This window comes from Nonomuraea sp. LPB2021202275-12-8, assembly GCF_037044575.1.
Lineage (GTDB): Bacteria > Actinomycetota > Actinomycetes > Streptosporangiales > Streptosporangiaceae > Nonomuraea.
In genome coordinates, this window is the sequence record NZ_JBAHWD010000030.1 from 84663 (window position 1) to 106799 (window position 22137).

A 22137-nucleotide genomic window follows, 5' to 3' on the forward strand; every position below is an offset into this window, starting at 1 on the left:
CGCTTTCATAGCCCGACGAGCAGAAAGGGAAGACCGTGGCGAACCGTGTCCGCGCATAAGCAGCCCAGGCCATCCAACACCCGCCAGGCCGGCGACCGCCTCAAGCTCCACCGGCGCCACCTCCGCGCCGACGGGCGGGAATACACGGTGATCACACTTCGCCCCGGCACCCGAGCCCGGTTCTCCACGAACTTCTACCACCAGACCTGGCACATCCTCTCCGATCCGTACGGCGCGCTCCTCCTCAGCCGCCTGCTGTGGGGCCTGTCCTTCCAGCGACGGCCCGACACCGTGATGATCATCGATCGGCGGTTCATCGACCCCAACCCGTTCGACGCCGAACAGGGCGATCCCATCGCCCTCGTGCCCGCCGACCTGACGCACCTGCCGGCCCGTACCGCCCGGCAGCTCGGCCGGCGATCCGCCGCACCCGGATCCGGAACGGTCCGCTGGCATACGTGGGGCCTCGACCAGGCGGTCGCCGAGTGGCGCGCCCAGCGAGCCGACGGCACCTGGTGGCGGCAGTGGCATCCGGCGGCGGACGGCCGAGCCGCCGAGGTGTCACGGCTGGGCGGGCTCCTCAGCGTGCGAGCCTCGTCCTCCCTGCTCCGCGAGTGGGCCGTCTCCGTGGCCACGATGGCGGACCACGTCTACCACGGCATGTCGTACACCGAGTTGGACGGCCCGAAGTGGGAGCCCTGCCGCAGTGACGGCGAGGTGCAGACGTTCGACGACTATCACCGGCGAGTGGCCGTAGCCGAGATCTCCCGCAGGGAGGTGCTGGCCGCCGCGAACGTGCCCGGCGAACCGGCGGAGGTCCGACCTCTGGTCTGGGGCCGGAACGACGCCGTGCGAAACCGATCGATCACCACCTCGGCGGCGAACGGCTGACGCCCCGCACGGCCTATGTCCTGGCGCGCACGCCGTGAACGGTTGACGGCCAGCGCGGGAAGGCGTCTCCGTCGAGGAGGGCGTCACCCAGCCAGGTGCGGCGGTGGATCTGATACTGCCCGTGCCGCTCGGTGGCGACCAGCCCCGCGTTCCGCAGGGCGAGGATGTGGCGGCTGATGGTCGACGGGGCCACGTCCAGCCGTGCGGCCAGGGCTCCCGTGGCGTGGCTGGAGGTCAGCAGGCGCAGCAGCGTGGCGCGGGTCGTGCCCATGAGCTCGTCGACGGCCTCGCCGGCGCCCGGCTCGGGCCTCCAGAGGGGCGGGTGTTCGACGGGATAGACCAGCACCGGTGGCAGCGAGTCGTCGGCCAGGAGCACGGGGCCGTGGACGCCGAAGAAGCTGGGGATCAGTAGCAGCCCGCGCCCCTGGAGGTGCAGATCGCCGTCCACGGGATAGTGCAACCGCAGCACGGGCGAGGTCCAGCTCGCCCAGGGGCGCAGGCCGTTCAGCAGGGCCTCGACGCCGCCACCGGCCAGGTCCTTGACGCGGCGGGCCACGTCGGCCTGCGTGGTCGCGGCGATGGCGGAACGGTGCGGGAAGATCGCCATCTGGTGGTAGCGGCGCAGTGTGGAGCCGAGGCGTTCGAGGTCTCGCGGTCGCCCGGCGGCCAGGTCGCTCAGCCAGGGGGACGGTTTGCGGTAGGTGGCGGCCAGCTGGCCGAGTTCATCGCGTAATCGGGTCCTGGGCGTGGCGAGCACCGTCTCGATGCCGTGCTCCACGTCCCCGATGTGGCCGCCGGGGGTCAGGAAGTCGGGGAAGTAGGTGGCAGCGGGCATCAGGGTGCCCAGGGCGCGGATCGCCATGTCGAGCCCGGCCCGGGTCAGTGCTGTGACGGAGTGACGCCGCCACGGCGCGAAGTACGGGATGTGCTCCGCGCGATATGCCATCTGATGGACGCTCAGCACCAGCTCCCACATGGCGTCGGGGCCGGGAGCCAGACGGACCTTGATGAGATCTTCCGCGGTGAAGTGAACACGCAATACCGAGCCCCCAGTCCCGAGACATTGCAGTCAAGATCAAACCGTAGGCGACGCGGATTGCGGTTTCGTTGACATGCGCTCAGCAAACCGTCACAAACCGGATCGGGCGCCTATCACGCCGGCGGCCGGGCCTCAATGCTCTTGCGTGACAGCGCAAAAGATTCCGGCGACCGCCTGCCTCCGGAAAGGATCTCCATCCAGCGGGACAATGCCGGCCGGCCACGCGGGGGGACGGCACATCGAAGTTGCGACGGGGGATGACGTTGAGGGGTCACTGGCGTGCCATCGCCTTGGCGGTCGCATTGACCGTGCCGGCCGCCTGCGCCGCACCACAGGCGCAGGGGCCGGCGTTCTCCGGCGGCGAACTGACCGACGCCGAACGGATCGAGCTGGAGCGGGCCGAGGAGGTGCTCACCCAGAGGTGCATGGCCCGGCACGGCTTCCCCTACTGGCCGGCGCCCCCGCTGAGCGCCGAGGAACGGCGGAGCATCGGTTACGTGCTGACGGACGTCGCCTGGGCCAGGATCCACGGTTACGGCGGCCGCATCGAGCGGAAACTGCTCGCGGCGAAGAAGACGAACCGCAACATCGCCTACCGCAACAGCCTGATCGCGCCCCAGCGCACCCGCTACGACGCGGCCCTGCGCGGCGGCCGGGACGTCAAGCCGTTGTCAGCCACGCTCCCCGCCGGAGGCAGGATCACCAGCATGCTGGGCGGGTGCGGCGCCGAGGCCCAGGAGGGTCTGTACGGCGACCGCGAGGAGTGGTTCCGCCTCGACAAGACGGCCACGAACCTGCTGCCGCTGTACGTACCGGACCTGGTCAAGGACCCGCGCTTCAGTGCGGCGCAGCAGGCCTGGGCCCGGTGCATGTCCCGAAAGGGGCACCCGTACACCGAGCCGCCGGAGGTGCGCGCCACCCTGCCCCGGCTCACCCGAGGCCTGTCGAGCGAGAAGAGCCACTCCTTGGAGGTGGAGCTGGCGGTCACCGAGGCCACATGCGCGCGGACGTCGTCTCTCGCCGACACCGCGAGGTCCCTGCAGGCGCACTACCGCGAACGGGCCGGCCGGCCCTACGCGCGAGACCTGGCCGAGCACCGCCGACTCGAACGCGCCGCCCTCGACCGGGCCAGGCGCATCACACGCTGACCAGCTCAACACACTGCTCGCAAAGGAGATCAGCATGCCCAGAATCCGTTCGGCGCTGGCCGCGGTGGGGCTGGCCGCCGCCAGTCTGGCCATTCCCCTGGCCGGCACACCGGCTGCCGCCGAGTCCGAGTCCGAGTCCGAGTCCGCAACGATGCTGTGGAACTGCCGGGCCGTCAGAGAACAGGTGGGCCTCGAGGACGGGCGCGCCCGCGCCTTCGACGGCAAGGACTGCCACACCCCACTGGGCGCGGACGAAGGCAACGACTACGACTGGGGCGACAGCACGGGCCAGTTCCAGAAGGGCGACACCAATGCCGCCTCATCCCTGATGAACAACGGCTACAGCGGAGGGCGTGACGTCATCGCCTTCTACGACATCACGGCCTGGGACTACCGCTACGGCTACAGCTGCCTCGCGCACGACGAGCTGTTCGCCGACGACCTGTCGGACAACAAGTTCAGCAAGATCACGACAGGTCCGTACACCGGCAAGCAGAACCCCATGGACAACAGGATCTCCTCCCACCGATGGGTGACCAGGGACGACTGCAACACCTTCGTCACCTGAGCACCCGACCATCTCACGAAGGAGTCTCACATGCGCATCAAAGCCATCATGGCGACCGCTGCGGCGCTCGCGCTGGGCGCCGTCGCGTTCACGCCCTCCGCCGCCGTGGCGGAGGACTGCCCGCTCGGATTTGTCTGCTTCTACTACGGCTACAACCAGACAGGCGGGATGTCGTTCAAGACCGACAAGGACTGGACCAACCAGAAGCCCGCCCGCTCCTACTTCAACAACGCCAGACCGCAGACCGGCTACGACCACGTCGACATCACGGTCCTGTCCGTGGACAAGCCGATCTGCGCGCATTACGGCGAATCGGAGGGCAAGGGCAACATCTCGGCCCCTCCGGCGTCCATTCGCACCGTGTCCAAGGTCAGGTGGCGCGGGGAGTGCTGACCCGGCCTCATCGCTCGACCGTGTGAGCGGCTCCCTCCTGAGAGGGAGCCGCACCGGTCGCCGCCCTGCTCTCGATCAGGCACGGGCCGCCGGGTCCGGGATGCGGTAGTGATAACCGCATATCTCGCCGAACCCCATCCGTTCGTACAGCCGGATAGCCGCGAGGTTGTCGCGCTCCACCTGGAGATACATGTGCTCCGCGCGGTGCGCGTCGGCCCAGCGGGCCAGCGCGGCGAGCACCGTGCGTGCCGCGCCCCTCCCGCGGGCCTCGGGCAGCGTGGCCATGCCGAACACTCCCACCCAGCCGGTGTCGGCGACCGCGCGGCCCACGGCGACGACGTCGCCGCCGATCATCGCCGTGGCGTAGGCGGCCGGCCGCTCCACCCGGCCGAGCAGGTCCCACTCGGAACGCGAGTCACCGCCGTTCACGGCGTGCCAGCTTTCGAACCACGCTCGGGTCGGGCGGTCAGCCAGCCGCACTCGCAGCGAGCCCGCCCGCGCCCGCTCCAGGACCCGCGCGGTCGGCGCCACCTGCAACGACACCGGGCTCTGACGGAGGTATCCCCGCTCCGCCAGGAACGCGTCGAGCCCTTCCGGACACGCTCCCGGGCTGATCTGAAACCGCGCGACCGCGCCACGCCCGGCGTAGAACTCCTCCGCCGCAGCGACCCTGCGCGCCAGTTCGCCCGGCCCGGCATCGCCATGCGGCAGCACCGTTCCGATCCACCACGCGCAGCTGGGGGCATGGCGCAGCCACCACCCTCCGGCATCCTCGACGTGCTCGGGGGGAAGGGCCCGGGCCGTCCTCTCCTGCAGGCCCCTCACGGCAGATTGCACGGGCAACGCGAACCCCCTTCGAGATCGGACACCTACAGATTTTGACGTACCGGATGGCAGGTGAGCAGGCGGGCATGGCCGTCTCCCGGCACCAGGCGTCGGCGGCGCCCTTGCGCAGGCGGCAATGCGTCAGGAATCCTTGACGCTTATGATATTGAAGCTTGCTGAAATCCCCGATCACGAGGGCTTCGCCGCGCCGGTGCTCCCCGATGGTGAGCTTGCCTCGTCCGCCAGCGTCTTCACCAAGACCTTCGTCGGCTACCAGGCCGCATGTTCCTGCGGATGGGCCGACCGGCGTCGCTTCCCGGCCACGCCGGAGGGGGCCAAGGAGGCTGAATACCGGTGGTGGAGCAGGCACGCACCTCCGTTGCTCGCCGCCGCGCCACCCAGCTGGCTGGTGATCAAGTCGAATCTCCTGTGCGAACAGATCGTGAACCTCGCGGCCGAGCGCCCCCTCGCCGCCCTCACCCTGCTGTCTCAGGTGGAGAGCTGGCAGCGCACCCTGCTCGATCAGGCCGTCGCCGGGGCGCGGGAAGCCGGCGCCTCCTGGTCGGAGGTGGGAGAGGCGATGGGGATCTCCAAGCAGGCCGCACACGAGCGGTTCAGGGCCCACGTGAGCACGTGAGGGCAGCGCACGCCTTCGGCATCTCGTCGGGTGCCGCTGGTCACGCCTCTCGCAGTGCGCCGCCGATGATCGTGGTCACGACCCTGTGGACGGCGTCGGCCTCTGGCGGCACGCCTTCCCTGCCGGCGAACAGCAGGTGCCCGGTCCCGATCAACGTGAGCGCGAGCGTGTCCACGTCGGCATCCGCCGTGACGCGGCCCAGCTCCCGCTCGGCGGCGAGGTAGGAGACGATCATGGCCGTGGCTTCCGCCAGCATCGGGACGCCGGTCGGCCTGGTCTGGCGCAGCCGGGCGCGCAGGTCGTCCCGGAAGGTGATGAGGCCGACGATCGCCAGCGCGACCGATCCGAACAGGTCCGTCAGCGCGCCGGCGAGGTGGCCGGCCACGGTGCCGGTCCCGGCGGACTCGCGCAGCGCGGTGGCCTGGTCGCCGATCCGGGCGATGCGGTCGAGGACGAGCTCGGCGAGGAAGGCGTCGAAGTCGGCGAAGTGCCGGTGCAGGACGCCCTTGGCGCAGCCCGCCTCGGTGGTGACCGCGCGGCTGGTCAGCGCGTGCGGCCCGTCCCGGAGCAGGATGCGCTCGGCTGCGTCGAACAGCTGCTCGCGCGCGTCGCGGAGGGCCACTCCTGTCGGCACCGTGCATCCCTCTTTCCCCAACCGGCCCGTTGTTAAGTGGGCGCATGCCCACTAAGGTGGGCGCATGCCCACTATACCGTCAGGGAATCAGGAACCCCAGCCTCATCAGCACCGGCAGGTGGCCGAGTCGTTCGGCGCGGACGCCGAACGCTACGACCGCACCCGACCCCGCTACCCCGAAGCCATGGTGAGCCGGATCGTCGCCGGCAGCCCCGGGCCCGAGGTCCTCAACGTCGGCTGCGGGACCGGCATAGACGGCCGGCAGTTCCAGGCGGCCGGCTGCGAAGTGCTCGGGGTCGATCCCGACGCGCGGATGGCCGACTTCGCGCGGCGCAGCGGGGTCCAGGCCGAGGTGGCCACGTTCGAAGCCTGGGACCCAGCCGGCCGGCGCTTCGACGCCGTCGTCGCCGGACAGGCCTGGCACTGGGTCGACCCGGTCGTAGGAGCGGCCAAGGCGGCGCAGGTGCTGCGTCCCGGCGGCCGGCTGGCAGCGTACTGGAACGCGTTCGACCTTCCGCCCGACCTGGCCGAAGAGTTCACCGCGATCTCTCGGCGGGTGATGCCCGACTCGCCGTTCGACTTCCGGGCGATGCCGTCCGTAGACGGCTATCAGAAGCTGATCGACAAGGCCGCCGACGGTATCCGTAAGGCGGGCGGGTTCGGCGATCTGGAGCAGTGGCGGTTCGACTGGGAACGGTCCTACACCCGGGACGAGTGGCTGGACCAGATGCCCACCTTCGGCCTCCTCACCAGGATCCCGCCGGACGCGCTGGCGGAGGTGCTCGCGGGCACCGGAGCCGCCGTCGACGCGGCCGGGGGCAGCGTGGTGATGCGCTACTTCACGATGGTGGTCACCGCGGCGAGCGCGGTCTGATCGCCGGCGCAGTGATTTTCCGGTCTTTCTGTGGAGACCGTATTCTCGGCCCGCCTGACATGCCGACCATCAAAATTCGCGGTCGCGCGATATTCCGCACCGAACCCTGGAACGCGGGGGAAGAAGAGGCCTGTTGACCGCCTCTCAGGCCACGCTTGATGTCACGAGCACGTGTCGATGTCACACCGAATGGTGGTTTCGATGAAGAGAGGCAGACCTCCTGGCCAGGGGAAGCTGCGGGCCGTCGAGCGAAGTCGAAGCCGAGCGAAAGCAGCGAGGAGAATTCCGAAGACAGCCGGCGATCCGATGGGAGCGACGACCGAGCCCCTGGGCCCCGTAAATATCCGCAGCGGGTGAGGCAGTCTCCCATCGAGTTTTGGAAAGTGATCTATTCCAACGGCTGGAAGGCGCGTTTCAACCACGAATCACAACCGCGCCGACGACACCCCGGCAAAAGATGACAGCGGGAGCACGAGGCGACAGGGAAGGGCTGCGGCCGACATCCCCATACGGCCGCCCATGCCACTTTCAAGCGTCACGAGGGCTTCGAGGGGGCCGTCCGAGTCAGGTTTCAAGGAGGCGATGTACTCGTCGACCTCCCGCCGGCTGTATCCACGAAAGTCGATTCGGAAGCGCGGACGCCCGGCCTCCACGGCGCGAGTTGGACCGACGAGCGAGCCAATACTCCGAACGCTTCAGGCACCCCATTCCGGACAAACCGCCGGAATGAGGCTCGACAGGCGCATGGGTGACACGCCGGGCCATCTGGCCGATTTCACGGCCGTACGGGACATGACAGCAGGCAGGCTGAGCTGCGACTCCTGACGCCGGCCAGAAGATTGCCGGAGCCGCTCAGCGAGGGTCCTAGGATTCGATCACGATCAGCCGGATCCCGTCTCGTCGAAGTAAGAGCCGCAAACTTTCATGTCAGCAGGCATTGATGAAGAGAACTTTCGCAGCTATGTTCTTGATCGCACCGCCTCCATAGGCGGGCGCGAGATGTCGAATATTCCCTGAATGCGGCCCTGCCCCCGCCGACTCGATCACCAGGCCGTCGACCTGCTTCCGGTCGCCCAGGGGGCCAATCGACATCGAAACGGGCGCCGATCGAATCCCCCCTTACCTGCCTGTTCAGAGAGGTGAGTATGCCCACAACCGGTACGCCGAGCTTGCGGATGCCCCTGAAATCCGCCGCCCTCGCCCTGTTAGTCACGCTCGCGACAGCACTGATCCCCCAGGCCGCCTCGGCGCAGAACACCAGCGTCCTCGCATCCCACAAGAGCCCGTTCAACTGTGGGAAGACCTTCAACGCCAACAACTGGACGCCCACCCACAACCCATCGGGCTCCATCGACTGGCAGAACTACGGCAGCGACGCCATCAACGGCGAGACCGTGCGGTCGACCGCTGCGGGCACCGCCTACTTCAACGACGCGGGAAGCACGAGCTACGGCAAGTGGGTGGAGGTCCGTCACAGTGACGGCACCAGGACCCGCTACGCCCACCTCGCCACCATGGTGAGGTCGGCCGGCGGCTCGTTGAGCGTCGGCCAGGGCACCGTGATCGGGACTGTCGGCTCGACGGGTGGCAGCGACGCTCCGCACCTGCATTACGAGCAGCGGACCTCCAGCGGCGGCATGGACACCAGCCCCACCGTGGAGGGCGTGACCGTGTCCTTGGGCCAGAAGAAGGCCATCAAGAGCAGCAACGGCTGCAGCGGCAGCAGCAACCCCCACACCCCTGCGGAGGTCTGCGGCAGCGGCTACGCGGTCATCGACTCAGCCGCCCTCACCGGCGGCCGCACCTACCTGCTCTACAACTCGAGCAATGGCTACAACTGCGTCACGACGCTGAAGACGACCAACCTCGGCTCAGCCACGTCGATGTCGGCCTTCCTGGAGCCGCAAGGGGCAGCCAGGACGACCGACTCAGGCAGCTTCGCCTACTACGCGGGACCTGTCAGGCGCTCCGCGCCCGGGAAATGCGTCAAGTGGGGCGGCTCGATCGGCAGCAGCTCGTACACCAGCCCCTTCGAACACTGCGGTTAAGCACTGTCGCCGCGCTCGCCTGCGAACGGAGGTCGACGGAACTCCGTTCGTCAGGCGAGCGCGTGATTTGCCGGTCACATCGGCGCGTGGTGCCCTCGCGAAGGGGAGCACTGAACGACCAAGCCCAGGCGGATGACCTGGGCTTTTCTGTGTGTGGAGCCTTGGGTTCGATCTCGGTCTCCGCTGAATTCCCGGATCGGCCGTTCCCGCTCGCTCACCTGGAACTCCGGCCTTGCCCCCGCCGTTGATCGGCTTGGCGGTCCTTCGCACACGGTAAGGAACTCGAACCCTGATCAAGCTACGATCAGCCTTCCTGGCCGCGTCTCCGCTCATAATCGCCTACCCGCTGGTTAGCCGAACTGGCCGATCCGGTAGTCGCCGGCGGGCTGCTGGGTGATGACGTTCCCTTGCCGTGGTCAGTCGTTACACCCCACTGACGGAACAGCACAGCAGGATGTGACGGCTGGACGATGTGATGCGCGTCTTCCCGTCCATGCCCGCACACCCGCACGAACACCCGGACGCTGTCCAACTGGCTATGACAACACCCCCGGACAACGCACCCTTGACTCGTCTGGCGGGGCGGGGTTCCGCGACCACGGCGGCCCTGTGCCGAACCCCTGCCCATCAGGTGGTGCCTGTTCAGTAGATGCGGTACTTCTTGCCGCAGTTGTCGAACTTCCCGGCCCAGCAGGTGAAGGTGTAGATCTTCTTGATCCCGTGGCCCTTCCAGGCGCCGGACTTCTTGCCGTCCCAGGAGTGGTTGAACTTGTGCCAGCCGCCGTTCTGGTAGTACTCGAACCAGACCCAGCCCTTCTTGCCACCGACCTTGTCGACCCCGTACCACTTCGTGAAGACCGCGCCACCGCTCTTCCACGTCCTGCCGAACGTGTAGGCCTTGTGGTCGCTGGAGAAGAACTTGCCCCAGCTGGTGCCGACCGTCGTCGTGGTGACGGTGACGGTCTGGGTGGCGGTCTGGGTGGCGGCCTGGGCGACGGCCGGGGTCAGGGCGAGCGCGGTGACGGCCATGGAGCCGGCGAGTGCGGCAGCGGCAAGAGGCTTACGCATTGGGTTTCTCCCCGTTCAGAGTGTGCCGGTCGTTCCGGCAGGAGGGACGTTACGGAGGTCCGGCCCAGCACTCTGTGCAGGAGTCCACAGATGGGACGTGATCAGTCCCACACATCCAGCGACAGCTCTCAGAGGATGCCGGGCCGGACCATTTCCCGCGAGTAGGGAGCGACCGGGCGAAACGCCCTGTCACCGTTTGGCCCGTGACCTCGATGGAGCACGTCGAACGGCAACGCAAAGGGACCCGGCGATCGCCTGGATCGACCACAAGCTCGCGCCGCCCGGCCTCGACTGGAACCTGCACGTCCCCACCCCGCACAACCTCACCCCGGGATGATGTGGGTTGAACAGGAAACGATCACCAGGGCAGCGAGCCGTCCTCGTTGAAGAACCCACCGGTCGGCCCGTCCGCGCCGAGCGTGGCCAGGCGCACCACAACCGCGGCGCCCTGCGCGGCCGTAAGGTACCCGCAGTGGTTGTTGATCTCCGTGTCGACGTAGCCGGGGTCGGCGGCGTTGACGAGGACGCCGTCCTTCCGCAGCTCATTGGCGTACTGCACGGTCAGCGAGTTCAGCGCGGTCTTGGACGGCGTATACGCGGCCGACGCCGGCAGCGTCGGGGGCCGTCCGGGATGCCGGCGATGGTCAGCGACGCGGCGGCACTGCTGACGTTGACGATGCGCGGCGCCGGTCCCTGGCGGCGCCACCTGGACAAACCCGGCACTCCGATGTCACAGGCGGCCGGGCTGTCTCGTCTCGAATGTCAGGAACAGACTCTGAAATCAGGATGGGTGATGGTCGTGCGGGTGTTCGTGGCAGGCGGGAACGGGGTCGTGGGGCGGCGACTGGTGCCGCAGTTGGTGGCCCGGGGCCACGAAGTGACGGCTACGACGACGAGCGCGGCCAAGTTGGGCTTGCTGGAGCAGCTGGGCGCCGAGGCGGTCGTCATGGACGGGCTGGATGCGGCGTCCGTCGGCGAGGCGGTGGCCACGGCCCGGCCGGACGTGATCGTGCACCAGATGACCGCCATTTCCGGCAAGCCCGATATCAAGCACTTCGACCGCTGGTTCGCCACCACCAACCGGCTGCGCACCGAGGGGACGGACCACCTGTTGGCCGCCGCCGAAGCGATCGGCGTATCCCATTTCGTCGCGCAGAGCTACGCCGCCTGGAACGGCATCCGCAAGGGCGGATGGGTGAAGACCGAGGAGGACCCGCTGGACCCCACGAGCACGGGCAGGGGGGCGGAGGCGATCCGCCACCTGGAGGACGTGGTCGTCAAGGCTGGTGGCGCGGTCCTGCGATACGGCGCGTTCTACGGGCCGGGCGCCACCGACGATCAGGTCGAGCTCGTACGCAGGCGGCAGTACCCCGTCGTCGGGAACGGCGGCGGCTACTGCTCGTGGGTGCATCTCGACGACGCGGCCGGCGCCACCGTCCTGGCCGTGGAGCGCAAGGCGAAGGGCGTGTTCAACATCGTCGACGACGAGCCGGCCCCGGCCGGCGAGTGGCTGCCCTACCTGGCGGCGTGCGCGGGGGCGAAGCCACCGATGCGGATCCCCACCTGGCTGGCCCGGCCGCTGGCCGGGAGAACGGCGGTGACGATGATGACCGAGGGGCGCGGCTTCTCCAACGCCAAGGCCAAGCGGGAGCTCGGCTGGCAGCTGCGCTACCCCTCCTGGCGGCAGGGCTTCAAGGAGGAGCTGGCGTGAGGTCGGCCGAGGAGTTCGAGGAACTGCGGCCGCTGCTGTTCGCGATCGCCTACCGGATCTTGGGCAGCGTGAGCGAGGCCGAGGACGCGGTCCAGGAGACGTGGCTGCGTTACGAGGCCACCCCGACACAACCCACCTCGGCCAAGGCGTTCCTCTCGGCCGTGGTGACCCGGATCTCGATCGACGTGCTGCGCTCGGCGCGCGCCCGGCGGGAGGAGTATGCCGGGCAGTGGTTCCCCGAGCCGCTACTGGCCGACCCGTATGAGGACCCGGAGCGGTCGGCGGAACTGGCCGACTCGGTGTCGATGGCGGCCCTGTTGCTGCTGGAGCGGCTCAGCCCGCTCGAGCGCGCGGTCTTCGTGCTGCGGGAGGTGTTCGCCTTCGACTTCCCGGAGATCGCGTCGGCGGTGGGGCGTTCGGATGCGGCTTGCCGCCAGCTCGCCGTGCGGGCGCGCCGCCACATGGACGCGGGACGCGCTCGGTTCGAGGCGGATCGCCGGGAGCGAGAGGAACTCGCCGGGCGATTCTTCGACGCCATCCGGGAAGGCGACGTCGCAGGGCTGCAGGAGCTGCTCGCGGCTGACGTTCAGATGGTCGGCGACAGCGGCGGCAAGGCCCCGCTGTGGGGCAAGGGCGTCTTCGGCGCCGGAAACGTGGCCCGGGTGCTGGCCTCGCTCCTCCCGCAGTTCGTCCGGATCGGCGGCGTCGTGGAGCCGCACGAGGTGAACGGCCAGCCGGGCGCGGTCTTCCGCGACCGGGACGGCAAGGTCGTCAACACCTTGGCGCTCGACATCCTCGACGGGCAGATCCAGACGATCCGCGCGGTGATCAACCCCGACAAGCTCGGGCACCTGGGTCCGGTCGCGGACGCCTGGGCGGTCATCCGGGAGGCGAACCAGGCCCGCCGGCCCACGGACTGACCGGAGGAGCCGCACCTGTACACAAGCAGTTCACGGTGGCGCAGGAAACGTCGTCCGCCACCTCCTCGACACGGGCGAGCAGGCACGTGTCCTCACCCGCGGCCCCAGCGACCGGCGTTCACCTCACCCTTCTTCCGGCCTTTGAGCATGTGAGATCATCGCGATCGTGGAGACGATCGGTGTGGTGCGGGAGAAGGTCACCACGGCCGCGAACTGGTATGGCAGGCAGGTAAGCGCTCGTCCCCTTGCCACTCTGACGATCACCGGCGTGATCGCTGCGGCGTGCTTGTTTCTTCTCGGAGTCGCCACCTCTTTGGCGACGGGAGAGCAGCCCGTCCCCTGGTGGCGGTACTTCAGGGACGGCGTGATCCAAGTCCTGGTCTGGGTGGGCGTGGCGCTATTCGTGCGTAGCCGGATCAGGAAGGACACCTGACGGTCGGGTCGGCTCACGCCCGCGCGCCTGTGGGTGAAGACGGGCGCCTTTCCGTTCTCCCCGTTGCTGTTCAGGCGGCGCGGCCGGCCTTGAGCGAGGCCGCGGTGTCGACGACGCGGCGGGCCTGGTAGCGGGCCGCTTCCAGGGACACGTCGTTGGGCGGGCCATCGCCGGCCACGTGGGAGGTGCCATAGGGATTGCCTGACTGGAACTGGATGGGGGCGGTGTAACCGGGGGGCACGATGATGCCGCCCCAGTGGTAGAACGTGTTCCCCAGCGCGAGCAGGGTGGATTCCTGTCCGCCGTGGGCGGTGTTGGAGGCGGTGAAAGCCGAGTACACCTTGTCCGCGAGCTTGCCGTGATACCAGAGGCCGCCGGTGGTTTCGATGAACGCCCTGAGCGGGCTGGCCGGGTTGCCGTAGCGGGTGGGGGTGCCGAACAGCACCGCGTCGGCCCAGGCCAGGTCGTCGAGGGTGGCCTCGGCGACGTCGGCGGTGTCCTGGAGGTGTCGGGCCCAGGCCGGGTTGGCGCTGATCGCCTCCGGCGGGGCCAGTTCGGCCACCTTGCGCAGTCGCACGTGTGCGCCGGCCTTCTCCGCACCTTCGGCGGCGGCCTGCGCCAAGGCATGCACGGTGCCTGTGGCACTGTAGTAAATGATCGCGGCGTTCACGGGTTCCATGATCGATTTCCTTCCCTGGCGTTCGTCTCAGCAGTACGACGACACACCCCTCCGGAATGTGAGGCGGCGCGCCAACCTCACAGTTCGGTGCGCTGTCTCGTCGAACCGGGTAAAGGAAGACGCGACCAAGAAAGTCGGCGACACCGTGACCAACCCATCCGAGCCAGGAGACGGCCGGCTCGATCCGGGCCTGAGCGCGATCATGAGCGAGCGGCGTCAGCTGATCAATCTCGCGTACCGGCTCCTCGGCTCCCTGGCCGATGCCGAAGATGTCGTACAAGAGACCTACGCCCGCTGGTACGCCATGTCCCAACAGCAGCAGGAAGGCGTCGAATCCCCCGGCGGCTGGCTGACGACCGTCGCCAGCCGCATCTGCCTCGACCTGCTCGGCTCCGCACGGGCCCGGCGCGAGCGCTACGTGGGCGAATGGATCCCCGAGCCGCTGCCCGACCGTACGGAATGGAGCAGCGGGCGGCCGGGCGGCGCCACGGTCGACCCTGCGGACCGGGTCACCCTCGACGAGTCGGTCAACATGGCCTTCCTCGTCGTGCTCGATTCGATGACCCCGGCCGAGCGCGTCGCGTTCATCCTGCATGACGTCTTCCGGTATCCCTTCACCGAAGTGGCCGAAATCGTCGGCCGTACGCCGGCGGCATGCCGTCAGCTGGCCTCCTCAGCCCGCCGCCGCATCCACGCCTCGCAGGCTTCCGCGACCCCGGCAGCCCAGCGCGCCGACATCGTCAGAGCCTTCAAGCAGGCGTGGGAAGCCAAGGACATCGCCGCCCTCATCGGCCTCCTCGACCCCGACGCCACGGCGACAGGCGACGGTGGCGGACTCGTCACAGCCGTGCTCCGCCCGGTCGAAGGCGCCGAGCAGGTCGCGCGCTTCTTCGCTGATCGGGCCCGCGGCGTGACGATCTTGGAGTGTACGGTCAACGGTCAGCCTGGTCTGGTGGGTCAGCTGGACGGCGTCACCGTGTCGGTGCTGGCGTTCGACGTCGCAGGCGACCGGATCAAGCACATCTGGGCAGTACTCAACCCCGACAAGCTCCGGCCTTGGACGACGGGCTGACCCGCACCCCCGGCGCGGCCACCGCGTGACTCAGGCCGGACCCGTACAGCCTTTGAGCTACAACTGGCGCAGCACCTGCATGGCGTCCTTCTCGATGCGCGAAAGATCGTGGAGGATGACGCCGGCCTGCTCGAGGTACCCCGCGTCGCCGCTCTCTCCAGCCTTCGCGATCAACGTGGACACGTCCGTCCACAGGACGGCGGCCTCGGCGTACAGCCTGTGACCGGTGCGGAGGTTGCCGTCGTCGATCAGCCGGGTGCACTCGTCGAGGAAATCGCGATAGAGGGCGCGGAACAGGGCGCCGCCGGTGCCGCCCTTCTCCATGAGGAGGGCGGCCTGCGGCAGGTCCTGCTGCGGCTCGCCGGCGCGTAGCAGCCATCCCGGCACCTGTTTGCCGGCTTTCTCGATGCCCCTGTAGCCCAGGTTCGCGATGGGAGCGGCGAGGAAGGCGTCGGCGCAGTCTTTGATGGCGGGGATGATCTGGTCCTGCCAGGAAAGCGGCTGAGCCGGCAGGGTGATGGTGAAGGATCGGTTCCTGGCGGTCATCGGGCCGCGTTCGGCCCGCGCCATGGCGAGGCCGGCCCGGCTGGTGCGCACCGCTCCTCCCTGCTGGTCGGTGTCCACAAGGTAGACGTCGTGCTCGTCGTAGCCGTACATGGCGACGACATGACCGCCGAAGTGCACCTTGGACCGGAAATAGTCCAGGTGGTAGCAGTCGAGCTGGAGGCCGACCGGCCGACCGGCGTCGATGGGGGCGGCCACGTTCTGCCACGCCTTGCGCGGCGAGGTGGTCTCCTCGGTCAGCAATGTCAGCCCCAGCCTGGCGGCCAGGTTCCTGGTGAGGTCGAAAGGCCTGACGCGGCCTCCGAGAAAGGGGAACGCCATGCCCTTGCTGTCCCAGTAGATGAAGGACAGGCCCGAGCCCAGCCCGAACAGCATGGGCTCGGACAGATCAAGTCCCTCGTGCCGCAACAGCACCCCCAGCGCCGTCGTCTCGCAGTGGTGCATGCCGCGGGCCTCGATGTCCTTCACGATGGTCATGCGTCGCTCTCCTCATGCTGACGCGGCGAACGGTCACACCGTCCCCGTCCCTGATGGGACCGCTGGGATCAGCATGAGGCCTCCCACGGTGGGAGAGTCCAGCCGCACGACAGGGCAGCGGCGGCTTGGGGAGCAACCGGTGAAACCGGCCGAGGGTGCCGTGAAACCGGCGCCGCCGAAAGTGAAGCCATGAGTATCACAGAACTCGGACGCCCCGGGGGCGGCCCGCCCCCCGACAGAGGTACCGACCTGGCCGTCCATGCGGAAGGGCTGGTGAAAACGTTCGGCGGGCACCGTGCCGTCGACGGATCGACCTGGACGTACGCCCTGGCGAGATCTTCGGCGTCCTCGGCCCGAACGGGGCCGGCAAGACCGCCACGCTACGGATGCTGGCCCCTGTTGAAGATCGATGCGGGTCGTGCCGAGATCTTCGGGGTCGACGTGGCCCGACAACCCGCACATGATCCGCCAGCTGGTCGGCGTCACCGGACAGTACGCGTCGGTCGACGAGAACCTGACCGCCCGCGAGAACCTCTGGCTCTTCAGTCGCCTGCAGGGCATCGCCGCGCCGCGCGCCCGGCGCATCGCCGCCGAACTGCTGGACCAGTTCGGCCTGGAGGAGGCCGCCGACAGACCGATCGCGCAGTTCTCCGGTGGCATGCGCCGGCGCCTCGACCTGGCGGCCAGCCTGATCACCAGGCCACCGCTGATCTTCCTCGACGAGCCGACCACCGGCCTCGATCCGCGCACGCGCGGGTGTGCGCGCGATCGCCGACCACGCGCACACCCCGCCAGCGAACGCCGTCGAGCAGGACGAGTACGGGGGACACACCCACAGCTTACGGACGAGCCACGGGTGAGGATGGTCCGCAAGTGACCGTGTGGCAGCCGTGGACGCGCGTGGCCATGAGGTCAGTCCGGCCAGGTTGCCTCGGCGCAGAGCACCCGGGCGGCCTCGTGGGGTTCGGCGTCGCGGACCTGGTGTCGCCCGTCCTCCATGCCGAGCATCGTCACGATGCCCGAGGCGAGGACACGGCGCCCGTGGATGTCACGGACGTGCACGATTCTGCCCGTCAAAAGGTTGCCGTCCTCCGGTTTGCCGTCGGCGGCCTCCCTCTCCCAGCGCCACATCCGGTAGGTACTGCCAGGGTTCCTGTCCCGGAGGTCAAGCTCCTCATGGAGCGGGCGCGACGGGGTCAGGAAGGTGGGCGCGTGATCGGGGTTCAACGCGCGGGAGACCGGATCCTCTTGATGCAGGTTGAACATGCGGGCGACCGGATCCGCGCCGAGGAATCCCTGCTGTGTGGCCGCCCAGCGCACACTTCCTTCCGAGGGCCGGAACTTGTCCGGCCGCATGGCCGCCCACTGCCCGGCCGTCGTGGGGACGGGCACCCGGCGGGGCTCCAGCGGTGACGCGGATCCGACCAGTTCCCTCGGCTTCATGTGGACGAGCGGGTCGAAGACATCGCGGATCGGCCAGAACCGGAACAACCACTGGAGGAAGTCCACGGCGTGGACGTGCACGGTCAGGCCGTACTCGAACAAGGGAGGGCCGATCAGGAATTCTCGGCCGCTGTCCTCCATCACGCCCATCTGGATCACTCCGGTCTCGGCCGTGAAGTCCGGCTGCTCGATCAGCCTCCATGAGGACCCCGGGTCCGGCGGTTCTTCGTCCCATGCCTCCAGGCGGAGGGCGGCAGTGTAGTGGAGGACCTCCACCTCGTCGTCGCGGAACTCCGGGCAGTCGGTGCCGCCGTAGATACAGAGTCCTCCGTACTGCACGTAGAGCTCTTCGTCGAGGTGGCGGAGCATGCGGGCCAATGGTGTCCTTCGGGGCGTGGGGTGTCGGGAGGCAGCATCGCCTACGGCACCGACAGAACTCCGTCCGCGCAGGCGGCCCCAACTATCAACGTCTATCGGCCGACCGTAACCACGTTGTCCGGTGAGCCGTGCCGAGACTCCGGGGGACCTGGCTCGTCACCGCGGCGCAGGCATGCCCGTCCGCCATGCCCTACTTGCGGCATGACGTGACACTACATATCGTGTCGATGTATCAGGTCGATATATCGGGCCAACTGGTTTGCCGGCTGACGCGGGAGCTGCGATGAGGCGGATCGACTACGACACGGAGCAGTACCAGGACTACGCGCGCGGCCGTGCGCTCGCCGAGCAGCAGCTGCAGACATGGATCAGTGCCTTCGGAGCGGTGCTGCCCGATCGGCGTCCGCTGACGGGGCTGGACGTCGGCTCAGGGACCGGCAGGTTCACCCCCGCGCTGGCGCGAGCGTTCGGGCCGGTCACCGGCGTCGAGCCGTCGGTCCGCATGCGCGAGATAGCGCAGGCGCAGCCCCCGCATCCCGGTGTGCGATATCTGGCAGGCTCCGCCGAGGACTTGCCAGTGCCGTCCGGCAGCGCCGACTACGCTCTCATGTTCTTGTCCTGGCACCACGTCCAGGACAAGCCGCGGGCGGCCCGGGAGCTGGCCAGGGTGCTCAGACCCGGCGGGCGGCTGCTCCTGCGCGCGAATTTCCGCGACCACCATCCCAGGCCGTGGTGGCTGGAGCACTTCCCCCGCGGCTTCGAGGCGGACGCCTCGCTGTTTCAGCCGCTGCACGAGGTCATCGCGATGTTCACGTCGGACGGCTGGCGCGTTACCAGCTTCAGCACGGTTACCGAGCCATCCTCCGGCACGCGCGGCGACATGCTCGAACGGCTGCGCCTGCGCACCCTTTCGTTCTTCGCCCAACTCAGTCCCGACGAGCTGGAGGCCGGATTCCGCCGCCTGGAGCAGGCTGTTGCCGCAGATCCCGGCGCACCGGCGCCGGTGTTCTCCGAGCCGCTGCTCACGCTCGAACGGCCCTGAGAAAGATCGAAGCCCAGGCGGCCGGCCTGTTTGACAGGTGGGACGGTGAGGCGGTTGACGGTCAGGTCGGGGGTCACAAGCTGCTCGGACAGGTGGGATGGTGCCGGCCCGCATCTCTGACGGAACCCTCATCGCGGAGGTCCCGGTCTTTTTGGCGAAGTCTTGGGGGCCGGTCCGCCAGGGGCCGCCCTAAGCTGGAAAAGATCCGCAGGTCACGCCTCCGAGGAGGAAGCCATGGCGAAGTTCATGGACGTGCATCACGGCATGACGGGCATCACCGGCGAGCAGCTCAAGCAGGCGCACGCCGCCGACCTCGCGATACAGACAGAGGAGGGGGTGACCTTCGAGCACGCGTGGGCGGACCCTGACGAGGGCGTGATCTACTGCCTGTCGGAGGCGCCGGACGCGGATGCCGTCCAGCGCATCCACCAGCGGGCGGGGCACCCGGCCGACGAGATCCACAGGCTGCCGCTGACCGTCTGACCGGCGGTCGTGGACGCGGATCAACGGCCGCGGGACGGGTTCCATGTCAGTGGGGCGTTGGAAAGCTTCGAAGCATCACGTACACCCGCCGCTGAGAATCCCGCCCTCGCTCAGGCCAAGGATGGGCACACCGCCGTGAGTGTTGGCGAAGGCCGAGAGCGTCCCGGACCGTCTTCGGCAGCTCACGTCGGAGACGTCCCCTCCGAGTAGGCGGAGGCTCGTAATGATCTCGGAGAGCTCTTCGTCGAGCACCGTGTTCTCCCTGAGCAGCACGGACGAGCATGCTAGTTAGGCTCTCGCCGACAGGAGTAATGGGCTGTAGCTGTACGTCTCAGCTGTACGAGTCGTGTCGGGGCGGGCAGCAGACGGCCCACCCCTCAGATGGCCAAGGAGTGGGCGTAAATGGTGGTGGAGCCTAGGAGATTCGAACTCCTGACTTCCTGCTTGCAAACAGGAGCCGGGCACGACCTGGAGAGACTTCAGCCCTGCTCGGGCATGTGCTGGAGGACGTCAGAGTGAGCCACAGTGCGGCCTCGTTGCTGCACTTCTCCGCTGTACAGCTACCTCTACGTCGGCCCGGAAGCGATCTCGCCCCCACGTCCGGTCGCCCACCGGCTCCGGACTCTTCGGGCTAATAAGCGTCCGGACGTGCTACCTGGTAGCACCAAATGGCACAGCGCTATAGACTTGAGATGTGAGCACTCCCGAGCCTGACCACTCCCATGAGATCTCTCAACGCGACCTGCGTAATCGGTCAGCGGAGATCATGGATGGCCTGGAACGTGGGGAGAGGTACGCCGTTACCCGCAATGGCCATCACATCGGTGATCTGGTCCCTCTCCGCCGCCGGCGCCGGGCCGTGTCGCGCGCGGAGTTCGCCGCCGTGTCACGTGGCATGCCGCGACTAGACGACCGTGAATATCGCGACGACATGGACCGCCACGTCAATGACGATCTCTACGACCCTTACGATCGCGCATACGGCAGACGCGAATTCGCGGAGGACGAGGAATGAACCATGGCCTTGGGCTGCTCGACACCAACATCCTCATCCTGCGCGCGGGTATTGATCCCGACGAACTCCCTGATGAGATGATGATCAGTGCCATCACCACTGCAGAGCTCTCGGTCGGCGTCTTGGTGGCGACAGGACCCCAGGAACTCGCCCAGCGAATGAAGATCCTACAGACCGCAGAAGCCGAATTCGACCCACTCCCCTTCGACGACACCTCGGCCCGCGAGTACGGGCAGTTGTGGACGGCTGTCATCGCCTCAGGGCGCAAACCACGCCCCCGCACTGCAGATCTGATGATCGCCTGTGTGGCGATCGCGAACCGGCTTCCTCTGTACACCTGCAATCCCAAGGACTTCAAAGGCCTTGATCACCTGCTCACCGTAGTCCCGGTAACCCGTCCGCAGTAGGCCGGTGCATGAAGTGGAAAACGCTCAAGAAGCGGCAGCGAACAACCGTCGCCACATGGAGGGACCGAGCTCTTATCGGCAGCCCTCACCAACAGCTTCGCCGGGCGCGTTAATGATCAAGGAAGCCGTTCGGTCGACGCGCGTGGTCACCCAGATAGTCACACCCCTGCTACACGGCAGGTAGCAGGGGTGTATTGCTGGTGGAGCCTAGGAGATTCGAACTCCTGACTTCCTGCTTGCAAATCGGCCTGATCTCCAGGGGATACGACCCTAACCTGGGGAAAGAGTGGTCCGCGAGTAACCGTGTCTGACCCCTGTTGACCGTCCTTGATGGCACGCTAATGGCACGACCATCACGCTCGCACAGGCCGGTGGGGTCTACGTACAGCCCGTCCCGATCTTCCCCGTCCTCCTCATAGCTGCCGGCCCCCAGGACGGGACCGTCGTGTCAAGGGTCAGCGAAGCTGATCGCGAAGCGATGCCCCAGGCGCCCTTGACTCGGCGGGCACGGCCGGGACACTCGGACAGCGAGGAGGACAGAGATGCGGCACAAAGGAAGCGGGAGAGCCAAGCCGCATTGGCAGCTCGGGGCTCGACCGTTCCGATCAGTTCAACCTGGACCAACGGGCGCGGTTGATCCGCCTGGAACGGCATGGCACGACGGCGAACTGCAACCCCACCCCAAGGCTTCAACCGTCGTAGTCCTCGAACTCCTACTCTCCGATCCAACCGATCTTCTCGGCAAGTTCGCTCCACGTCGGATACTTGGCTCTTGCGAGCTTGCGTTCCAGACGCGGTGGGACGGGACAATCGTCAGGTGTTCGATTTTGGAGTCTCTGGCTACCGGCCAGAGTGGTTAACCGGCCTATCGGTGATCGTGGCCGCTCAAAGGCAGAGGCTGGCCAGGTTGGAAGGCCGGCGACTGACGCGCGTGCTGGTGGTCTGGGATGTGGACGAGGATGCATGGTTCGCTGATGGGTTGGTCCTGTTGGACTTCGACGGTGAGCAGATCGAGATCGTTCACGAGAGGTTCGACGATGTATCGATCACCTGGAACACCGTTGATCCAGCTCAGCCGCTGGACTGGGCAGGACAGGGTTTCCAGCTGAGATGGCGAGACGATGCGTTCCAGGAAGTGGCCGCGCTGGAAGGAGAGGTGCTGTGTTCCATAGAGCTTCTCGAATACGTGGGTGAAGACATGGCTAAAGGCACGGTGGCTCCCAGCTTCGTCTTTCCGAACGGCCGGATCACGATCTACAACGCGCTGGACGAGAACGGCATCGAGTTCGATCCTCCTGACTGCCGATACGCCCGCCACGTTGTAAGCGCAGCGGACAAGCCGGAAGACTGGTGTGGCACGTGGTAAGAATCAAGATTGGGAAGTAAGG

Annotated in this window: 27 protein-coding genes; 18 read left to right on the forward strand and 9 right to left on the reverse strand. The window is 67.7% G+C overall.

The genetic code is table 11. The features are described 5' to 3' along the window. Positions 1–45 precede the first annotated feature (45 nt). The gene (locus V5E28_RS37180; RefSeq protein ID WP_336214082.1) at positions 46–891 is read left to right on the forward strand and encodes a hypothetical protein; all 846 of its coding nucleotides are present in this window, start codon (positions 46–48) and stop codon (positions 889–891) included. A gap of 13 nt (positions 892–904) precedes the next feature. Here the strand turns inward: V5E28_RS37180 and V5E28_RS37185 are convergent, their stop codons facing one another. Then, positions 905–1930, reverse strand: a complete 1026-nt coding sequence (locus V5E28_RS37185) for an ArsR/SmtB family transcription factor (protein ID WP_336214084.1) — start codon at positions 1928–1930, stop codon at positions 905–907. A gap of 290 nt (positions 1931–2220) precedes the next feature. Here V5E28_RS37185 and V5E28_RS37190 point away from each other — a divergent pair, with 290 nt between their 5' ends. From V5E28_RS37190 to V5E28_RS37200, 3 genes are read left to right on the forward strand one after another with little or no spacing between them, the layout of a single operon-like run. Then, a complete protein-coding gene (locus V5E28_RS37190) occupies positions 2221–3078 on the forward strand; it encodes a hypothetical protein (RefSeq protein ID WP_336214086.1) in 858 nt (285 codons plus the stop codon). 34 nt (positions 3079–3112) lie between these two features. After that, positions 3113–3646, forward strand: coding sequence for a hypothetical protein (locus tag V5E28_RS37195; protein ID WP_336214087.1), 534 nt, complete (start codon positions 3113–3115; stop codon positions 3644–3646). A 30-nt stretch (positions 3647–3676) separates the two neighbouring features. After that, positions 3677–4039: a peptidase inhibitor family I36 protein gene (locus V5E28_RS37200; RefSeq protein ID WP_336214089.1), complete on the forward strand. Its 363-nt coding sequence runs from the start codon at positions 3677–3679 to the stop codon at positions 4037–4039. Positions 4040–4114: 75 nt separating this feature from the next. On the opposite strand, the gene V5E28_RS37205 is transcribed toward V5E28_RS37200, so the two are convergent. Continuing rightward, on the reverse strand, positions 4115–4876 hold the full coding sequence (locus V5E28_RS37205) for a GNAT family N-acetyltransferase (protein WP_442945929.1): 762 nt from the start codon (positions 4874–4876) through the stop codon (positions 4115–4117). Between the two features lie 154 nt (positions 4877–5030). On the opposite strand from V5E28_RS37205, the gene V5E28_RS37210 reads away from it, so the two are divergent. After that, positions 5031–5501 carry a hypothetical protein gene (locus V5E28_RS37210; RefSeq protein ID WP_336214092.1) on the forward strand — a complete coding sequence of 157 codons (471 nt, stop codon included), beginning with the start codon at positions 5031–5033 and terminating at the stop codon, positions 5499–5501. A gap of 40 nt (positions 5502–5541) precedes the next feature. On the opposite strand, the gene V5E28_RS37215 is transcribed toward V5E28_RS37210, so the two are convergent. Beyond that, positions 5542–6135, reverse strand: a complete 594-nt coding sequence (locus V5E28_RS37215) for a TetR/AcrR family transcriptional regulator (protein WP_336214093.1) — start codon at positions 6133–6135, stop codon at positions 5542–5544. Between the two features lie 64 nt (positions 6136–6199). Here V5E28_RS37215 and V5E28_RS37220 point away from each other — a divergent pair, with 64 nt between their 5' ends. Together V5E28_RS37220 and V5E28_RS37225 are read left to right on the forward strand one after the other, a co-directional pair. Continuing rightward, a complete protein-coding gene (locus tag V5E28_RS37220) occupies positions 6200–7009 on the forward strand; it encodes a class I SAM-dependent methyltransferase (RefSeq protein WP_336214095.1) in 810 nt (269 codons plus the stop codon). A 1175-nt stretch (positions 7010–8184) separates the two neighbouring features. After that, positions 8185–9057, forward strand: coding sequence for a M23 family metallopeptidase (locus tag V5E28_RS37225; protein ID WP_336214097.1), 873 nt, complete (start codon positions 8185–8187; stop codon positions 9055–9057). Between the two features lie 642 nt (positions 9058–9699). Here the strand turns inward: V5E28_RS37225 and V5E28_RS37230 are convergent. Further along, complete coding sequence (locus tag V5E28_RS37230; RefSeq protein WP_336214099.1) at positions 9700–10125, reverse strand: hypothetical protein; 426 nt, start codon at positions 10123–10125, stop codon at positions 9700–9702. A gap of 358 nt (positions 10126–10483) precedes the next feature. Continuing rightward, a complete protein-coding gene (locus V5E28_RS37235) occupies positions 10484–10684 on the reverse strand; it encodes a hypothetical protein (protein WP_336214100.1) in 201 nt (66 codons plus the stop codon). An 81-nt stretch (positions 10685–10765) separates the two neighbouring features. On the opposite strand from V5E28_RS37235, the gene V5E28_RS37240 reads away from it, so the two are divergent. The 3 genes from V5E28_RS37240 (at position 10766) to V5E28_RS37250 (ending at position 13189) form a co-directional block, all read left to right on the forward strand. Next, complete coding sequence (locus V5E28_RS37240; RefSeq protein WP_336214102.1) at positions 10766–11836, forward strand: NAD-dependent epimerase/dehydratase family protein; 1071 nt, start codon at positions 10766–10768, stop codon at positions 11834–11836. Continuing rightward, entirely contained in the window at positions 11833–12756 is a 924-nt protein-coding gene (locus tag V5E28_RS37245; protein WP_336214104.1) for an RNA polymerase sigma-70 factor, read from the forward strand. The genes V5E28_RS37240 and V5E28_RS37245 overlap by 4 nt, the downstream gene beginning before the upstream one ends. A 166-nt stretch (positions 12757–12922) precedes the next feature. Continuing rightward, a complete protein-coding gene (locus V5E28_RS37250; RefSeq protein ID WP_336214105.1) occupies positions 12923–13189 on the forward strand; it encodes a hypothetical protein in 267 nt (88 codons plus the stop codon). Positions 13190–13259: 70 nt separating this feature from the next. Here V5E28_RS37250 and wrbA read toward each other — a convergent pair whose 3' ends face one another. Then, a complete protein-coding gene (gene wrbA, locus V5E28_RS37255) occupies positions 13260–13868 on the reverse strand; it encodes an NAD(P)H:quinone oxidoreductase (protein WP_336214106.1) in 609 nt (202 codons plus the stop codon). Between wrbA and sigJ the strand changes: the two genes are divergently transcribed. After that, the gene (gene sigJ, locus V5E28_RS37260; RefSeq protein WP_336214107.1) at positions 13843–14940 is read left to right on the forward strand and encodes an RNA polymerase sigma factor SigJ; all 1098 of its coding nucleotides are present in this window, start codon (positions 13843–13845) and stop codon (positions 14938–14940) included. The two genes, wrbA and sigJ, sit on opposite strands and share 26 nt — an antisense overlap. A 57-nt stretch (positions 14941–14997) precedes the next feature. Here the strand turns inward: sigJ and V5E28_RS37265 are convergent, their stop codons facing one another. Next, positions 14998–15981, reverse strand: a complete 984-nt coding sequence (locus V5E28_RS37265; protein ID WP_336214109.1) for a BtrH N-terminal domain-containing protein — start codon at positions 15979–15981, stop codon at positions 14998–15000. A 335-nt stretch (positions 15982–16316) separates the two neighbouring features. On the opposite strand from V5E28_RS37265, the gene V5E28_RS37270 reads away from it, so the two are divergent. Both V5E28_RS37270 and V5E28_RS37275 read left to right on the forward strand, forming a co-directional pair. Continuing rightward, positions 16317–16445, forward strand: a complete 129-nt coding sequence (locus V5E28_RS37270) for a hypothetical protein (protein ID WP_336214133.1) — start codon at positions 16317–16319, stop codon at positions 16443–16445. Continuing rightward, the gene (locus V5E28_RS37275) at positions 16442–16858 is read left to right on the forward strand and encodes an ATP-binding cassette domain-containing protein (protein WP_336214111.1); all 417 of its coding nucleotides are present in this window, start codon (positions 16442–16444) and stop codon (positions 16856–16858) included. Before V5E28_RS37270 ends, V5E28_RS37275 begins: the two co-directional genes overlap by 4 nt. Before the next feature lie 35 nt (positions 16859–16893). On the opposite strand, the gene V5E28_RS37280 is transcribed toward V5E28_RS37275, so the two are convergent. Beyond that, on the reverse strand, positions 16894–17793 hold the full coding sequence (locus tag V5E28_RS37280; protein WP_336214113.1) for a hypothetical protein: 900 nt from the start codon (positions 17791–17793) through the stop codon (positions 16894–16896). 292 nt (positions 17794–18085) lie between these two features. On the opposite strand from V5E28_RS37280, the gene V5E28_RS37285 reads away from it, so the two are divergent. Both V5E28_RS37285 and V5E28_RS37290 read left to right on the forward strand, forming a co-directional pair. Next, positions 18086–18844: a class I SAM-dependent methyltransferase gene (locus tag V5E28_RS37285; RefSeq protein ID WP_336214114.1), complete on the forward strand. Its 759-nt coding sequence runs from the start codon at positions 18086–18088 to the stop codon at positions 18842–18844. Between the two features lie 234 nt (positions 18845–19078). Further along, entirely contained in the window at positions 19079–19327 is a 249-nt protein-coding gene (locus V5E28_RS37290) for an SCO4226 family nickel-binding protein (RefSeq protein ID WP_336214116.1), read from the forward strand. A 75-nt stretch (positions 19328–19402) separates the two neighbouring features. On the opposite strand, the gene V5E28_RS37295 is transcribed toward V5E28_RS37290, so the two are convergent. Beyond that, positions 19403–19600 carry a hypothetical protein gene (locus V5E28_RS37295; protein WP_336214118.1) on the reverse strand — a complete coding sequence of 66 codons (198 nt, stop codon included), beginning with the start codon at positions 19598–19600 and terminating at the stop codon, positions 19403–19405. Positions 19601–20021: 421 nt separating this feature from the next. Here V5E28_RS37295 and V5E28_RS37300 point away from each other — a divergent pair, with 421 nt between their 5' ends. From V5E28_RS37300 to V5E28_RS37310, 3 genes are all read left to right on the forward strand, one after another. Beyond that, complete coding sequence (locus V5E28_RS37300) at positions 20022–20342, forward strand: type II toxin-antitoxin system Phd/YefM family antitoxin (RefSeq protein ID WP_336214119.1); 321 nt, start codon at positions 20022–20024, stop codon at positions 20340–20342. Further along, positions 20339–20749 carry a type II toxin-antitoxin system VapC family toxin gene (locus tag V5E28_RS37305; RefSeq protein WP_336214121.1) on the forward strand — a complete coding sequence of 137 codons (411 nt, stop codon included), beginning with the start codon at positions 20339–20341 and terminating at the stop codon, positions 20747–20749. Before V5E28_RS37300 ends, V5E28_RS37305 begins: the two co-directional genes overlap by 4 nt. Before the next feature lie 817 nt (positions 20750–21566). Further along, a complete protein-coding gene (locus tag V5E28_RS37310) occupies positions 21567–22115 on the forward strand; it encodes a hypothetical protein (protein ID WP_336214123.1) in 549 nt (182 codons plus the stop codon). Positions 22116–22137 lie beyond the last annotated feature (22 nt).

Bases quoted from the DNA above. Each gene is read 5' to 3' on its own strand.
- V5E28_RS37195 (WP_336214087.1), top strand. From the start codon at position 3,113: ATGCCCAGAATCCGTTCGGCGCTGGCCGCGGTGGGGCTGGCCGCCGCC.
- V5E28_RS37200 (WP_336214089.1), top strand. From the start codon at position 3,677: ATGCGCATCAAAGCCATCATGGCGACCGCTGCGGCGCTCGCGCTGGGC.
- V5E28_RS37220 (WP_336214095.1), top strand. From the start codon at position 6,200: ATGCCCACTATACCGTCAGGGAATCAGGAACCCCAGCCTCATCAGCAC.
- V5E28_RS37225 (WP_336214097.1), top strand. From the start codon at position 8,185: ATGCCCCTGAAATCCGCCGCCCTCGCCCTGTTAGTCACGCTCGCGACA.
- V5E28_RS37230 (WP_336214099.1), bottom strand. From the start codon at position 10,125: ATGCGTAAGCCTCTTGCCGCTGCCGCACTCGCCGGCTCCATGGCCGTC.
- V5E28_RS37240 (WP_336214102.1), top strand. From the start codon at position 10,766: ATGGTCAGCGACGCGGCGGCACTGCTGACGTTGACGATGCGCGGCGCC.
- sigJ (WP_336214107.1), top strand. From the start codon at position 13,843: ATGATCGCGGCGTTCACGGGTTCCATGATCGATTTCCTTCCCTGGCGT.
- wrbA (WP_336214106.1), bottom strand. From the start codon at position 13,868: ATGGAACCCGTGAACGCCGCGATCATTTACTACAGTGCCACAGGCACC.
- V5E28_RS37265 (WP_336214109.1), bottom strand. From the start codon at position 15,981: ATGACCATCGTGAAGGACATCGAGGCCCGCGGCATGCACCACTGCGAG.
- V5E28_RS37275 (WP_336214111.1), top strand. From the start codon at position 16,442: ATGATCCGCCAGCTGGTCGGCGTCACCGGACAGTACGCGTCGGTCGAC.
- V5E28_RS37280 (WP_336214113.1), bottom strand. From the start codon at position 17,793: ATGCTCCGCCACCTCGACGAAGAGCTCTACGTGCAGTACGGAGGACTC.
- V5E28_RS37285 (WP_336214114.1), top strand. From the start codon at position 18,086: ATGAGGCGGATCGACTACGACACGGAGCAGTACCAGGACTACGCGCGC.
- V5E28_RS37290 (WP_336214116.1), top strand. From the start codon at position 19,079: ATGGCGAAGTTCATGGACGTGCATCACGGCATGACGGGCATCACCGGC.
- V5E28_RS37305 (WP_336214121.1), top strand. From the start codon at position 20,339: ATGAACCATGGCCTTGGGCTGCTCGACACCAACATCCTCATCCTGCGC.